Raw genomic sequence first — 14,941 nt, forward strand, 5'->3', positions numbered from 1 at the left:
CCTTCCAGCGATCCCACATCAACGCTTTCTGGCTTTCGGTGTAGTAGATCCGAGGTCTTTGTTTCATCTGCAACACCCTCCTGCTTACGCAGGATTTAGTGTGTTGCGTTCACCGGTTGAATCCACACCAGCCGCCCGCCACCGAAACGGGACGACCAGGCTCAGGGACGCCGGGGCGTCACGGCGTCCAGCACCTGCCGGGTCAGGGCATGGTAGAGCGGTACCGGCATCAGCCAGCCGGAAACGGCGGCAGCCAGCAGGCAGGCGGCCAGTACCGGCAGCGCCATGTCCGGGCTGTGGGCCAGTTCCAGGGTGATGACGGTGGCGGTCAGCGGCGTGCGGGTGACCCCGGCCAGGTAGGCGGCCAGGCCCAGCAAGGCGCACTGGGCCAGACCGATGCCGGGCAGCCAGTCGACCAACCAGGGGCCCAGGGCCGCGCCTACCGCCAGCGAGGGCGAGAACAGGCCGCCCGGTACGCCGGCCAGGTAGGAGACGACGTTGGCGAGGAATTTCCACAGCAGGAAGTCGCCGCTGGTCACGGGCTCGCCGGCCAGGATGGCGTGGGTCTCGGCATAGCCGGTGCCGAACACATGTTGGCCGGAGAGTAGTCCCAGCGCGGCCAGCACCAGGCCACAACCGGCGGCGAAGGCCACTGGGCGACGGCGGCGGACGGCGTTCAGGCGTCCCAGCCAGCCCTTGTCGGTGGGCAGCACCAGGCGGCCGTAGCAACCGCCCAGCAGACCGCCGATGATGCCGATGACGGCCACGCCGATCCAGCCGAGGCCCCAGGCCAGGTGCAGGTCCAGGGCGCCGAGGTAGCTATAGGGACCGACGATGCCCAGGGTGACGATGCCGCCGAGCAATACGGCGGTCAGCACCAGGCCGCTGAAGCGCTGCTCGAAGGTGTGGGTCAGCTCCTCGATGGCGAAGACCACCCCGCCCAGGGGCGTGTTGAAGGCCGCGGCGATACCCGCGGCGCCGCCGGCGAGGATGAGTCCGGACAGGGTCCGGCGACCGTGCAGGCCGAGGCGCTTGCCGAAGCCATAGAGCAGCGCGGCGCCGACATGCACGGTGGGCCCCTCGCGACCCACCGAGCCGCCCACCAGCAGCGCACCGGCGGTGAGTAGCAACTTGGCCAGGGCGATGGGCGGCGCCAGCAGGCGGGCGCGCAGGTCCGCGTCGGGCCGTTCGAGGGTGGCGATGACCTGGGGAATGCCGCTGCCACGGGCGTCGCGCAGCACGCCTTGCGTCAGCCAGACCAGCAAGGCGAATCCCAGAGGCGTCACCAGCCAGGGCCAGACGGCGCTGTGCTGCAACACGTTCTGGAAGAGACCGAAGGCGGCATCGGCCAGCCAGGCGAAGGCCAGACCGGCCAACCCCACCAATACGGCCCCGACCCAGAAAGCGATGCGCTGGCGCCATTCGCGCAGACGGCGACGGCGGCGGTGACGCTGCAGGTGCAGCTGGCGGCGGGCAGCGACTTCGGGATCGGTATCGGGAAAGACGGGATCGGACATGGACGCGAGAGCACCGGGAGGCCAGGGCCTCCCAGTGTAACCGCTTGTTACCGCCGTGTTGCCAGGGCTGGCATCAGGCCGCGGGGACCAGTTCCGTCGCCGCCTCGTTGCGCTTGAGCACGGCGTAGATCACCCCGGTCACCACACTGCCGGCGGCGATGGCGCCCAGGTACAGCCAGGCGTGGCTGATGGCATTGGGGATCAGCAGCACGAAGAGGCCACCGTGGGGCGCCATCAGCTTGCAGTTGAACAGCATCACCAGGGCGCCGGTCAGGGCGCCGCCGATGACGCTGGCCGGGATCACCCGCAGCGGGTCCTTGGCGGCGAAGGGAATCGCTCCCTCGGAGATGAAGCACAGGCCCAGCACCGAGGCCGCCTTGCCAGCCTCGCGCTCGCTCTGGGCGAACTTGTGGCGCGCCAGCAGGGTGGCGATGCCCATGCCGATGGGGGGCACCATGCCGGCTGCCATGGTGGCGGCCATCGGCCCGTAGGTCTTGGAGGCCAGCAGGCCGACGGTGAAGGCGTAGGCGGCCTTGTTGATCGGCCCGCCGAAGTCGATGCACATCATGGCGCCGAGGATCAGGCCGAGCAGCACAGCGTTGCTGGTGCCCAGGTTGTTGAGGAAGTCGGTGAGCCGACTCAGGGCGCCGGCCACCGGGGTACCGACCAGGTAGATCATCACCAGGCCGACGATGAGGCTGGCGAACAGCGGGATGATCAGGATCGGCTTGAGCGCCTCGACGCTGGCCGGCAGCTTCACGTGCTGGGCGATGGCCTTGGCCACGTAGCCGGCCAGGAAGCCGGCGATGATGCCGCCGATGAAGCCGCTGCCCAGGCTCGCCGCCAGCCAGCCGCCGATCATGCCGGGCGCCAGGCCCGGGCGGTCGGCGATGGAATAGGCGATGTAGCCGGCCAGCACCGGGACCATCAGCTTGAACGCCGATTCACCGCCGATCTGCATCAGCGCAGCTGCCAGCGTGCCCTGCTCCTTGAAGGCCTCGATGCCGAAGACGAAGGACAGGGCGATCAGCAGACCGCCCGCCACCACCATCGGCAGCATGTAGGAGACCCCGGTGAGCAGGTGCTTGTAGACGCCCGCGCCTTCCTTCTTGGCGGGCTTGGCAGCTTCACCGGCCGTCGACGCGGCGCTGCCGGCCAGGGTCTCCCCTTCGGCCAGGGCCTTCTTGATGGTCGCCTCGGGTTGCTTGAGGGCGACGCCGGTGCCGCAGCGGTAGACACGCTTGCCGGCGAAACGCTCGACGTTGACCTCGATGTCGGTGGCCAGCAGTACCACGTCGGCCTCGCGGATGGCCTCGGCCGGCAGCGGATTGCGCGCCCCTACCGAGCCCTGGGTCTCCAGGTGCAGGCGATAGCCGAGTTTCTTGGCCGCGTTCTGCAGCGCCTCGGCGGCCATGAAGGTGTGGGCGACGCCGGTCGGACAGGCGGTGATGGCCACCAGGCGTGGCGTCTCGCTGGCGCTGGCGGGCGTCGGGGCAGCGGCGGTGCCCGTGGTCGGGGCCTGCTCGAGGACCTTGGCTTCGCTGGCGGCGCGCTGCAGGAAGGCATCGACGTCACGCAGGGCTTCCGCCGGGGTGGCGCGGTAGACGCGCTTGCCGACGAAGCGACCCAGGTCGACGGGACCGGTGTGGACCACGACCACCAGTTCGGCGCGCGCCACCTGGTCGTCGCTGAGCAGGGTGGCCTCGGGGCCGTCGTGGATTTCGACGCTGGTGGTCCAGCCGCGGCGCTGGGCAGCGGCATCCAGCAGGCGGGCGCTGAGCACGCTGGTGACCATGCCGGTCGGGCAGGTCGTGACGATGGCGATGTTCATGGGGTTACCCCTGATTCTTGTTCTAGCGGAAAGTCGGGCAGGCGGCGCACGCGCACCTGGTCTTCGAAGGCAGCGAGCTGCGCGGGATCCTTGATGCCGAAACCGATCTGGGTGACCGCCAGGGCGGCGATGGCGGTGGCCTTGGTCAGGGTCCGTTCCGGTGTCTGGCCGGTGAGCAGGCCGTGCAGCATGCCGGCCAGCAGCGAATCCCCGGCGCCGACGGTGCTGGCCACGGTGACCTTGGGTGGCTGGGCCTCCAGGGTCTGCTGACCGTACCAGCGCACACCGTCGGCGCCCTGGGAGATCACCAGGTGCTCGATGCCCAGGGCGCGCAGTTGCTCGACCAGCAGCGCCTGCTCGGTGGCGGACTCGGCGGGAGCACCGCAGGCTTCGGCCAGCTCCTCGGTATTGGGCTTGATCAGCCAGGGGCCGGCGGCCAGGGCGGCGCGCAAGGCGGCACCGCTGGTGTCCAGCGCCACCGGCAAGCCCAGCGACTTGAGGCGACCGATCAGGGCGGCCAGCCACTCGGGGGTCACCCCGCGCGGCAGGCTGCCCGCCACCACCACGGCGTCATGCCCCGCGGCGAGGCGGTCGAGGGTCGCCAGCAACTCCTGCTGGGCAGCGGTGGACACCTCCGGGCCGGGTCCGTTGATGTCGGTGATGCGACCGTCGGCCTCGGCCAGTTTGAGGTTGCTGCGGGTCTCGCCGGCTACCCGGACGAAGGCGTCGGTGAAGCCGCGGCGGGCGAACAGGGCTTCGAAGGCGGCAGCGTTATCAGCGCCAAGGAAGCCACTCACCGTCAGTTCATGGCCGAGATCGGCCAGCACCTGGGCGACGTTGACGCCCTTGCCGGCAGCATGCACGATCACCGCCTCGCTGCGATTCACCGCGCCGGGCTTGAGCTCGGGCAACTGGACGGTGAGGTCCAGCGCCGGGTTGAGGGTCAGGGTGAGGATGCGGCTCATCGCAGGGCCTCCACGCTCTGCCGCACTTCGGCGGCGGTGGCCAGCTCCAGCGCCCGGGCAGCGCAGGACTGCACCAGGCGCAGCTCCAGCTCGCGCACCCGTGCCTTGACCAGGGGGACGCTACGTGCCGAGACCGACAGCTCGTCCACCCCCAGGCCCACCAGCAACGGCACCGCCAGGGGATCGGCCGCCAGTTCGCCACAGACGCCCACCCACTTGCCGTGGGCATGGGCGGCGCGCACCGTCATGTCGATCAGGCGCAGCACGCTGGGGTGCAGGCCGTCGGCCTCGCCGGACAGCAGCGGGTGGCCGCGGTCGATGGCCAGGGTGTATTGCGTCAGGTCGTTGGTACCGACGCTGAAGAAGTCCACCTCCGGGGCCAGCACCGGTGCCAGCAAGGCAGCCGAGGGCACCTCGATCATGATGCCGACCTGCAGATCGGTGGTGGGTATCTCCTGGCGCAGGCGGTCGAGGATGTCACGCGCCTGACGCCACTCCTCGACCCGGCCGATCATGGGGAACATGATCCGCAGCGGGCGGCCATCGGCGGCCTTGAGCAGGGCACGCAGCTGGGTTTCCAGCAGTTCCGGGCGGCGCAGGGTCAGGCGGATGCCGCGGATGCCGAGGAAGGGATTCTCTTCCGGCGGCAGCGGCAGGTAGGGCAGCGGCTTGTCGCCACCGACGTCCAGGGTGCGCACCACCAGCGGCTTGCCGGCCAGGCCGTCGAGGGCACGGCGGTACTCCTGCTCCTGGGTGGCCTCGTCGGGTGCCTGGTCATGACTCATGAACACCAGTTCGGTACGCAGCAGGCCGACGGCTTCGGCGCCCTGCTCCACCGCGGCGCCGGCCTGGGCGGTGTCGCCCAGGTTCACGGCGATCTCGACCTGGTGGCCGTCACGGGTGGTGGCGCTGTCGAAGCGCCGTGCCTCGGCGGCACGACGGCGCTCGGCCTGGACCGCGCGCTCGCGCTGCACGGCCTCGATGCGCTCGGGGTTCGGGGCGACTTCCAGGGTGCCCTTGTCGCCATCCAGCAGCAGCACGCTGCGCGGCGCCAGGTCCAGCACCCGGCGACCGGCACCGACGATGGCCGGAATGCCCAGGGCGCGGGCGACGATGGCGCTGTGGGAGCTGGCGCCACCACGGGCGGTGAGGATGCCGCAGACGCGCTCGCGATCCAGCCGCGCCACGTCACCGGGTCCCACCTCGTCCATCACCAGCACATAGGGTTCTGCCGGTTCACGCACTGCTTCGACGCCGCAGAGCTGAGCCAGTACCCGGCGACCGATATCGCGCAGGTCGGCCGCTCGCTCGGCCAGCAGCCTGTCGTGCAGGGCCTCCTGCTGACTGGCCGCCTCCTCGATCTGGGCGTCCCAGGCCGCAGCGGCGCTGGCGTTGCCCTTGAGCCGGGCGGCGATGCCCTGCTGCAGATCCGGGTCTTCCAGCATCTCCAGGTGGGTCAGGAATATCTCGCGCAGGGCACTGGCTTCACTGCGGGCGATGAGCGCCTCGATGTCGGCGCGCACGGTGGCCAGGGCGGCGTCCAGGCGCTGGCGTTCGACGGCGGCGCCTTCGCCGGTGGCGGGGTAGTCGAAGTGCTGGGGTGCCACCACATGGGCCGGGCCCACGGCCAGGCCAGGGGCGGCGGCCACGGCCTGGGCATGGTCGCCCGGTGCCAGCGGTAGTTGTTCGGCAGGGTCCACCAGGCTGATGGCGGTGACTCGGGCGGCACCGGCCGGGGCCGGCGTGCTGGCGGTGACCGGCTCGACTTCTTCGCCGAGGCCGCCCTGTACGGCGCCGACCAGATCGTTCAGCGCGGCTGCGGCCGGGGTGCCGGGCTCGACCAGGAATTCCAGGGTCTGGCCGCGGCGGGCACCGAGCGCCAGCAGTCGCGACAGACTCTTGGCCGAGACCGGGGCGCCGTTGTCGACGCGCACGCGGATCTCGCCGTCATAGGCCTTGGCCAGCCGCGCCAGCTCCTTGGCCGGACGGGCGTGCAGCCCGTGGGCATTGGCCAGCACCACCTGGGCGCTGGGCCAGTCCGGGGCGACTTCCCCGCCCAGGGCCTCGAGGACGGCGCGCCGCGAGGTGGCCTGGGCCAGCTCTTGGCCACGCCCGGCGACGAGCAGATCGCACAGGCGTTCGAGCAGGGCGCGGTGGCCCTCCCCCAGGCTGGCCAGGCAGAACAGGCCACGCACCGGTTGTTCTTGATGCTGCAGGGTCTGCAGCGGGGTGACGAAAGCCAGTCCGGGACGCTTCACCGAAGTCTCGCTGTTCAGCCACCAGAGGCCGTCGCCCAGCGGCAGCGGCTGGCTGGCCTGCAAGGCACCGGCGAAGCCGGCACCCACGCACTCCATGTGCTTGAGCATGCGCGCACCCTGCCAGGCCAGGTCTTCCAGGTCCTCGGCGTCGATGGCCAGCTGCACCAGCTCTTCGTCCAGGGCCAGGGCCTGGGGCGCACCCTGCAGCAGGTCGAGGATCTGCTGGGGCTCGCGGGCCTCGCGCAGGGCCTGTTGCAGCTCGCTCTCGCCCAGGGCGCGGGTCAGCAGCTGCAGGATGCGCAGGTGTTCGTCGGACTTGGCGGCGATGGCGATGGCCAGGTAGGTCAGTTGCCCGTCGCCCCAGTCCACGCCTTGGGGAAACTGCATCATCCGCACGCCGGTGACGAACACCTGGTCGCGGGTCTGGGGCGTCCCGTGCGGAATGGCGATACCCTGGCCGAGGTAGGTGGAGCCCTGGGCTTCGCGGGCCTTGAGGCCGTCGAGATAACCCGGGGCGACCAGACCGTCGGTCACCAGGGACTCGGCGAGCATGGCCAGGGCGGTCGCCTTGTCCGGCGCCTGCTGGGCCATGCGGATATGCTGGGCATTGAGTTCGAACATGGAAGGATACCTCCGGCGCCGCGCGCCCGATCCTGGCGCCGTGCCTTTCTTGTAATAGATGCTTGCCGGCTCGCTCGGCCCTGCAAAGGCGCCGGAAGCGGCGGCGCAGGGCCTGGGCAGATAAGTGTCAGCCCTCGGACAACAGAAAGCTGAAACGTTTCACCCGATGGGACTGGAACGTTACTCGATAATCACCGATCCTTGAAGCACAACACACAATAAAGACCGCCTCGCTCGCGCCGTACAGCGCGGCAAGGGCAGGTCCGATGAGGAACAGGCGTGAAACTCAGCGACATCGCCCAATTGGCCGGCGTATCCCTCACCACGGCGAGCTATGTCATCAACGGCAAGGCGGCCCAAAGACGTATCAGCGCGGCGACCGTGGCGCGGGTCATGGCCGTGGTCGAAGCCCATGGCTACCAGCCCGACCAGCGTGCTGCCGGTCTACGCCGCGGGGCCACCCACACCCTAGGCTTTCTGCTGCCCGATCTGGAAAACCCCAGCTACGCCCGCCTTGCCAAGCAACTGGAGGGACGCGCCCGGGCGCGCGGCTACCAGTTGCTGATCGCCTGCACGGACGACGATCCGGACAGCGAACGCCAGCTCATCGCGCTGTTTCGCGCCCGGCGCTGCGACGGCCTGTTCACCGCCAGCAGCCTGGCCGAGGACGACGCGCCCTACCGGCAACTGCAGGAACACAACATCCCGATCATCGCCATCGACCGTCAGCTCGATCCGGCGCAGTTCTGCTCGGTGGTGAGCGACGATCACGCCGCCGGCCGGCAGCTGGCGGCCACCCTGCTCACCCCCGACACCCACAGCATCGCCCTGATCGGCGCACGTCCCGACCTGGTCATCAGCCGTGAGCGCGCCGCAGGCTTCGCCGCAGCCATCGCCGATCACCCGGCACGGCATTGGGAACGCCATGCGCCTCACTACGGCCGTGAGGGCGGCCGCACCCAGGCCCAGGCGATGATCGAGGAACTCGGCCATTGGCCCGAGGCCCTGCTGACCACCTCCTACGTCCTGCTGCAGGGCGTGCTGGACGTGTTGCGGGACCACCCGCTCGCGGCCGGCGCCAGCCTGCGCCTGGCCACCTTCGGTGACACCCAGTTGCTGGACTACCTGCCGTTCAAGGTCAACGCCATTTCCCAGCAGCACGAGGTCATCACCGAGCGCGCCCTGGAACTGATGCTGGGCGCCCTGGAAAACGACGAGTACCTGCCCGGCGTCCGGGCCATCCCGCGGGTGCTCAAGCGCCGCCTGCCATGAGCCCGCTGATCGACACCCATAACCACCTGGACTATCCGGGCTTCGACGCCGAGCGGCCCGCCCTGCTGGCCGAGTGCGCGCGCCTGGGCGTGGTGCGCCAGGTGTTGATCGGCGTGGAGCGCGAGCAGTGGCCGCAACTCTGGCGAGTGACCACGGAAAACCCGGGCCTGTACGCCGCACCAGGTCTGCATCCGCTGTACCTGTCGCGTCACCAGGAAGCCGATATCGAGGCGCTGCGGGCCTTCTGCCTGGACCTTCGAGACGATCGACGGCTTTGTGCCATCGGCGAAATCGGCCTGGACTATTTCATCGAGGCCCCGGACAAGGCGCGCCAGGCCTGGTTCTTCGAGCAGCAGGTGCATCTGGCCATGGAGCTGGAGCTACCGGTGCTGCTGCATGTACGCCGCGCCCATGCCGACGTGGTCAAGATCCTGAAGCGCCTCAAGCCACCTCGGGCCGGCATCGCCCATGCCTTTTCCGGTAGCTACGAGGAAGCCCGCGAATACCTGCGCCTCGGCTTCAAGCTCGGTCTGGGCGGTGCGCCCACCTGGCCGCAGGCGAAAAGACTGCAGCGGGTACTGCCGCAGTTGCCGTTGGATAGCATCGTGCTGGAGACCGACGCGCCCGACATGCCGCCGGTCATGCATCCAGACCGGCGCAACAGCCCCACCCATCTACCGGCCATCTGCGCCGCCCTGGCGCCGCTGTGGGACGTCCCGGCCGAAACCCTGGCGGCGACCACCACGCGCAATGCCTGCGCGGTGTTCGGTTGGGACGACAGCCATTTCGCCTAGGATCCGTCGACGCCCAATCCACGGTGCAACCTCGCCCAATCGAAGGCCGGACCGGGATCGGTCTTGCGTCCCGGCGCTATGTCGCTGTGGCCCTGGATGCGCTCGGCGGTGATCGCGGGATAGGCCCGCTGCAGGGCCCGCGTCAGCCGGCCCAGGGCAAGGTACTGGGCGTCGGTATAGGCCAGATCGTCGGTGCCTTCGAGTTCGATGCCGACGGAGAAGTCGTTGCAGTTCTCGCGACCGTCGAAACGGGAGACCCCGGCGTGCCAGGCCCGCTGGTCGCAGGAGACGAACTGGGTCACGGCACCCTGGCGCTCGATGAGGAAGTGGGCCGCCACCCGCAGGTCGACGATCTCCTGGAAGAACGGGTGGGCGCTGTGATCGAGGCAGTTCTGGAAGAAGGCCTGGACGCACCCCGTACCGAATTGCCCGGGCGGCAGGCTGATATTGTGAATCACCAGCAGGGACACCACCGTCCCCGCGGGCCGCTCGTTATGGTTGGGCGACGGGCAGCGTTGCGCCTCGCGGTACCACCCCTCGACGAACGCCCCTGCCATCAGCGCGCCTTGGCCTTGAGCGCGTCACGCAGGGCGGTGGCGTCGCTGAATTCGCGCTGGCCGACGAAGCGGCCATGATCGAGCATCACCCAGAGCACCTTGTCCGCCGCACCGGGAAAGCGCGGCACGATGCGCGACTCCCGGTCCAGCAGCACCCGATAAGCGTACTTGCGCATCGCCGGTACGGCGAACATCCGGGTGATGGCCGCCGGCATGCTGCTGATGTCGGCGATGTAGGCCACCCGGGTGCCGTCGATGAACGCCGCCGGCTGGTCGCGCATCGCTTCCTTGACCAGTCCCGAGCCGGTCATGCTGCGGGCGACGAGCAGCACCTGCAGGCGATCGTCGAAGGTATAGGGCTGGTCGCGCTGGTCGAGCAGCGTGAAGGGCGCGACCCGCTCGCCCGGCTCCAGCGCCAGGGCGGTCAAGGGCAGCAACAGACACGACAACAACAACGCCAGGGCTCTTGCGCGCATGGCATCCTCTCTTGAGTGATCCAACGAGGTCGCTATCCTGCCCTACCGATTCGACAGGCACCACCATGGTATCGAGGACTGCATGATTCCACTGAACGAATTGCTCGCCCAGGTTCCCCAGCGGGGCGCGGTCCGCTGGATCGGTGTCAGACCCGCCGGCCGTGCGCCGATGGTCGAGATCGATGCCGTGGAAGCTCGCCGGGATGCCGGCCTGACCGGCGATCATGCCCGCCCCACCCCTCGCAACCAGCGCCAGGTCACCCTCATTCAGTGGGAGCATCTGCCGGTGGTCGCCGCACTGACCGGCCGGCCGATCGCACCGGCCGATCTCAGGCGCAACCTGGCCATTGCCGGCATCAATCTCTTCAGCCTGAAGAATCGTCGCTTCCGCATCGGCCAGGCCGTGCTGGAAACCACCGGCTGGTGCCAACCCTGCGCCCGCCTGGAAGAACGCCTGGGGCCCGGCACCTTCCAGGCCATGCGCGGCCACGGCGGTCTTACCGCGCGGGTGCTGGAGAGCGGCATCATCCGCCTGGAAGATATCGTCGAGGTACTGGATTGACCCCGGTCGGCCGAGGGTCGAATGACCGCGCCCGCCCGGTTAAACTAGCGCTACCTTCCGTCGTCGTGCAGGGTCTCCCTCGGCAGATGCCCGCCCTTTCTCTTGAAAATCGCTGCTTTTCGCCCAACGTCAGCGGCAGCAGCCTCGATCCGCGCCCAGCGCCTCGACGCCTCCAAATTCCGGTCGATCCGGGACTGCGCCCGCTTGCGGCGACGCGCCCGGACCGACCCAGGCTTTCCTTCTCTACGAGTACTGTCCATGACCCATCGCATCGTTATCGTCGGCGGCGGCGCCGGCGGCCTGGAACTGGCGACCCGCCTGGGCCGTAGCCTCGGCAAGCGCCGCCAGGCGCAGATCGTGCTGATCGACGCCAATGCCACCCACATCTGGAAGCCCCTGCTGCACGAGGTCGCCGCCGGCTCGCTCAACTCCACCGACGACGAGCTGAGCTACGTGGCCCAGGCCAAGTGGAATCACTTCGACTTCCAATTGGGCCGCATGACCGGCCTGGATCGCGAGCGCCGCAAGGTCCAGCTGGCGGCCATCGAAGACGATGGCGCCATCCTGGTGCCCGAGCGGGAGATCGGCTACGACTCCCTGGTGCTGGCCATCGGCAGCACCACCAACGACTTCGGCACGCCGGGCGCTGCGGATCATTGCATCTTCCTCGACACCCGCGCCCAGGCCGAGCGCTTCCACCGCAAGCTGCTGACCCACTACCTGCGCGCCCATGTCAGCGAACAGCCGGGTGAATTCATCGAGGTGGCCATCGTCGGCGCCGGGGCCACGGGTGTGGAGCTGGCCGCCGAGCTGCGCAACGCCGCCGAAGAGCTGCAGGCCTATGGCCTGGACCGCATCCGCCCGGAAGACCTGCGCATCACCGTGGTCGAGGCCGGCCCCCGCATCCTCCCGGCCCTGCCCGAGCGCATCGCCGGCCAGGCGCAACGCACCCTGGAAAAGCTCGGCGTGCGGGTCCTCACCGGCTCGGCGGTCAAGGAAGTCCGTGCCGACGGCTTGCAGACCGCCAGCGAATTCGTCCCCGCCAGCCTCAAGGTCTGGGCGGCCGGTATCCGCGCCCCGGCCTTCCTCAAGGACCTGGCCGGCCTCGAGACCAACCGCATCAACCAACTGGTGGTCGATTCGACGCTGCAGACCACCCGCGACCCGAACGTCTTCGCCCTGGGCGACTGCGCCGCCTGCCCCCTGACACCCGGCGACACCCGTACCGTGCCGCCCCGCGCCCAGTCCGCGCACCAGCAGGCTTTCCTGCTGGTCAAGACCTTCAAGGCGCGCCTGGAAGGCAAGCCGCTGCCTGAATACGTCTACAAGGATTACGGGTCGTTGATCTCGCTGTCGCGCTTCAGCGCGGTCGGCAACCTCATGGGCGGTGCCCTGGGCAGCCTGACCCTGGAAGGCTGGCTGGCCCGGACCTTCTATGTGTCCCTCTACCGCATGCACCAGGTCGCGCTTTACGGCCCGCTGCGTGCCCTGGCGCTGTTCGCGGGCGATCACCTGAGGCGCAAGACCGAGCCACGCCTGAAGCTGCACTAGCGCTTAGTGTTCAGGAATGAAAAAGCCGCCCCGAGGGACGGCTTTTTCATTCCGGCACCGCCTCAGGACGACTGGCCACGCAGGTTGCCGATCACCGAGGTCATGGCCCGGTCGAACAGCAGCGCATCGTCGAGCAGCCGTACCCGGCCTTCCTGATAATCCAGGGCCAGCTCGTCGCGCGTGCGATCCAGCACCTTCATGCCGGTACGATTCACGAACACCAGCCGGCCCATCGGACGAATGACCGCGGCCAGCTTGCAGCGCAGCTTCTGGTCCTCATCCTGGATCTCGAGCCAGGCACCGACCGACAGGCTATCCACCCAGTCGAGGGACTCGTCCGTCAAGCCCGCGATGCGCTCGGCGGCCGTTGGCAACTCGAAGGGTGCATCGACCACCACGCTGGCCGAAGGCATACCCGGTGCCGCGACGCTGGTGCCCTCCACGACCTCGGCACGGGCCTGCTGGAAGGTCTGCACGTGCAGCGATTCCAGTTCGGTGAAGAACTCCGAGGTGGAGAAGGGATCGAAGGCCGCACTCGCCAGGCCTTCCCGTAGGGCCTTGAGCAAGCCAGGCACCATTTCCAGCAGTCGCTGGCGCGAGGCCACGTCGTGGTGCGGCTGGATACTCCAGATCAGATCGTCCATGGTCTGGAGCGCCGCGCGCCACTCGCTAGACTCGTAGCCCTGCTTCAGGCAGGTCAACAGCAATACCTGGCTCCAGGCTTCGCGCAGTACCCGCTGCACGGCCGCCGGCAGCGGGTGCTCCTGCAGACGCAGGCTAAGCACATGCTCCACCTGCAGCCGGGCGATCTCGGCCCGGGCCCGCCCCTCTTCGGCATCGCGGGTGCGCTGTTCGAGCAGTTCGCTACGACGCTGCTCGTCGCTGACGTAGGCCATGAAGTCGGCCAGCAGCTCGGCGAAGATCTCCGGATCGTCGACGAAATCAGTGAGCAGCCGCTGCACGATCTGCTCGATCTTCTGGTACAGCCCGTCGCGCTGCAGGTCGCTCTGCTCGCCCCAGCCGAGGGAGGCTGCGGCGATCTCGTTCAGCAGGCGCCGTGCCGGATGGCTGCCGCGACTGAAGAACGTCTTGTCGAGCACCGCGACCTTGAGCATGGGAATCTGCAGCCGTGCGATCAGCGCCTTGAGCGAATCCGGCAGGGTGAGGTCGTCGAGAATGAATTCGAAGAGCATTCCCACCAGGTTGATGACGTCTTCGTCGACCTGCCCCACCACCCGCTTTCGGCCGGAGCGTTCGCTGATGCGACCCAGGGCGGTGTCCAGCTGCGCCCGCAGGTCATAACCATCCAGGGACTGGCTGGGAATCTGCTGCTGCAGATGGGACAGCAGCCGCATGAGATCGTAGCTGGTGATCGCCTGGTCGGCCCCGGCCGCCAAGGACTCGCCGCTGCCGCTGGAGGCCCCCGCTACGGGCGCGGAGGCGGGTACGCGTAGTTGGGCCAGCAGGCTCTGCAAGGTACCGAAGAGTTCCTGGCCATCGTCTTCGCTGTTGACGTGGGCCGGGGTACGACCGCTGTAGCCCTTGGCGCTGCGCCCCGGCACCTGCTGGGGAATGGCCTTGAGCTGGGGCAATACGCCTGCCTCCACCAGTTGCCGATTGGATTCCGCGTACAGCTGGCCGAGTCCGTTGAGCACGAAGCGCTCGAACAGCTTGTAGATGATCAGCTTGACCTTGATGTCGGTATCGAGGTCCCGGCAGGCCTCGACGAAGGCCTCGCACAGGCGCCTTGGGCCCAGGGGATGGGTCCCGTCATCGAGCTTGCTCGACAGCTGGGTATTGAACCTGATGGTCAGGTGGCTGATGGCCATGGCGTTGTTGCTCAGCGCCTTGGCCACCATGGTGTCCACCGCGACGCTCTCCTCGAGGGCATCGTTCTGCACCAGGCTCAGGTCTTCGTAGGACACGCTATCGAGGCGCACCTCCGGCTTGCCGCTGACCAGGTTGTTGAGGGCGGCGAAGCGCTCGAAGTACTGCTGGAGAAAACTGCGCTCTATGCTCTTGCGTCTCAGACGCAGGTCACGCATCGCCTCGAAGTAGAGGCTCTGTTCCTGGTTGCTGCCGGCACGATCGGCCATCTCGAACAGGGCATCGTCGGCATTGTCGAAGAGCTGCTGCAAGGAAGCGTTGAGTCGCTGAGCGGCGCGATCTCTGACCGGCAAAAGCACTGCGGGCAATCGGGAAGAGGACTCCCCGAGCGCCTTGAAATGAACCACATTTACGTCGTTCTGCACCACCGCCTCCCACAACCGTTCTTGCGTTCGGCTGAATCGCGTTCCACTACAGGAGCATTGAACAACGTTGGCCGCCCTGGCCGCGAGGTGAAACGTTGTCGATGTGCCATTATTTGCTCAGCTAAGGCATCGACCAATCGGCATCTGCACAGTACATGACAGGGTTCACAAGGCACCTGTCAGACAACGCCTGCCCTCCGAACAATTCAACGTTGTCTATCTCAGATCGTCAACGTCCCCTAAAGTTGCCCGTCCGCCCCCTGTGGCCCCTCATCGGAGTACCCT

Annotated in this window: 11 protein-coding genes; 4 read left to right on the top strand and 7 right to left on the bottom strand. The window is 68.3% G+C overall.

Annotated elements, in window-relative coordinates; all coding sequences use genetic code 11:
* Positions 1 to 161: 161 nt before the first annotated feature.
* The 4 genes from AR540_RS16335 to ptsP all read right to left on the bottom strand — a co-directional run bounded on the left by AR540_RS16335 (position 162) and on the right by ptsP (position 7,192).
* Positions 162 to 1,517: a chloride channel protein gene (locus AR540_RS16335; RefSeq protein WP_059230261.1), complete on the bottom strand. Its 1,356-nt coding sequence runs from the start codon at positions 1,515 to 1,517 to the stop codon at positions 162 to 164.
* Positions 1,518 to 1,590: 73 nt separating this feature from the next.
* A complete protein-coding gene (locus AR540_RS16340; protein ID WP_059230262.1) occupies positions 1,591 to 3,348 on the bottom strand; it encodes a PTS fructose-like transporter subunit IIB in 1,758 nt (585 codons plus the stop codon).
* Positions 3,345 to 4,313, bottom strand: a complete 969-nt coding sequence (pfkB, locus tag AR540_RS16345) for a 1-phosphofructokinase (RefSeq protein ID WP_059230263.1) — start codon at positions 4,311 to 4,313, stop codon at positions 3,345 to 3,347. The genes AR540_RS16340 and pfkB overlap by 4 nt, the downstream gene beginning before the upstream one ends.
* On the bottom strand, positions 4,310 to 7,192 hold the full coding sequence (gene ptsP, locus AR540_RS16350; RefSeq protein ID WP_059230264.1) for a phosphoenolpyruvate--protein phosphotransferase: 2,883 nt from the start codon (positions 7,190 to 7,192) through the stop codon (positions 4,310 to 4,312). Before ptsP ends, pfkB begins: the two co-directional genes overlap by 4 nt.
* 279 nt (positions 7,193 to 7,471) lie before the next feature.
* Between ptsP and cra the strand changes: the two genes are divergently transcribed.
* Together cra and AR540_RS16360 are read left to right on the top strand one after the other, a co-directional pair.
* Complete coding sequence (gene cra / locus AR540_RS16355) at positions 7,472 to 8,464, top strand: catabolite repressor/activator (RefSeq protein ID WP_059230265.1); 993 nt, start codon at positions 7,472 to 7,474, stop codon at positions 8,462 to 8,464.
* Positions 8,461 to 9,258, top strand: coding sequence for a TatD family hydrolase (locus AR540_RS16360; RefSeq protein ID WP_059230266.1), 798 nt, complete (start codon positions 8,461 to 8,463; stop codon positions 9,256 to 9,258). The genes cra and AR540_RS16360 overlap by 4 nt, the downstream gene beginning before the upstream one ends.
* On the opposite strand, the gene ampD is transcribed toward AR540_RS16360, so the two are convergent.
* Both ampD and AR540_RS16370 read right to left on the bottom strand, forming a co-directional pair.
* On the bottom strand, positions 9,255 to 9,815 hold the full coding sequence (gene ampD / locus AR540_RS16365; protein WP_059230267.1) for a 1,6-anhydro-N-acetylmuramyl-L-alanine amidase AmpD: 561 nt from the start codon (positions 9,813 to 9,815) through the stop codon (positions 9,255 to 9,257). The genes AR540_RS16360 and ampD overlap by 4 nt on opposite strands.
* A complete protein-coding gene (locus AR540_RS16370; protein ID WP_177339246.1) occupies positions 9,815 to 10,291 on the bottom strand; it encodes an FAD/FMN-containing dehydrogenase in 477 nt (158 codons plus the stop codon). Before AR540_RS16370 ends, ampD begins: the two co-directional genes overlap by 1 nt.
* A gap of 82 nt (positions 10,292 to 10,373) precedes the next feature.
* Here AR540_RS16370 and AR540_RS16375 point away from each other — a divergent pair, with 82 nt between their 5' ends.
* Together AR540_RS16375 and AR540_RS16380 are read left to right on the top strand one after the other, a co-directional pair.
* The gene (locus AR540_RS16375; RefSeq protein WP_059230269.1) at positions 10,374 to 10,853 is read left to right on the top strand and encodes an MOSC domain-containing protein; all 480 of its coding nucleotides are present in this window, start codon (positions 10,374 to 10,376) and stop codon (positions 10,851 to 10,853) included.
* A gap of 258 nt (positions 10,854 to 11,111) precedes the next feature.
* The gene (locus tag AR540_RS16380) at positions 11,112 to 12,404 is read left to right on the top strand and encodes an NAD(P)/FAD-dependent oxidoreductase (RefSeq protein WP_059230270.1); all 1,293 of its coding nucleotides are present in this window, start codon (positions 11,112 to 11,114) and stop codon (positions 12,402 to 12,404) included.
* Between the two features lie 62 nt (positions 12,405 to 12,466).
* On the opposite strand, the gene AR540_RS16385 is transcribed toward AR540_RS16380, so the two are convergent.
* Positions 12,467 to 14,656 carry a DUF1631 domain-containing protein gene (locus AR540_RS16385; protein ID WP_059230331.1) on the bottom strand — a complete coding sequence of 730 codons (2,190 nt, stop codon included), beginning with the start codon at positions 14,654 to 14,656 and terminating at the stop codon, positions 12,467 to 12,469.
* Positions 14,657 to 14,941: the final 285 nt, after the last annotated feature.

The sequence above is a fragment of the Pseudomonas sp. EpS/L25 genome (assembly GCF_001512295.1).
Lineage (GTDB): Bacteria > Pseudomonadota > Gammaproteobacteria > Pseudomonadales > Pseudomonadaceae > Chryseomonas.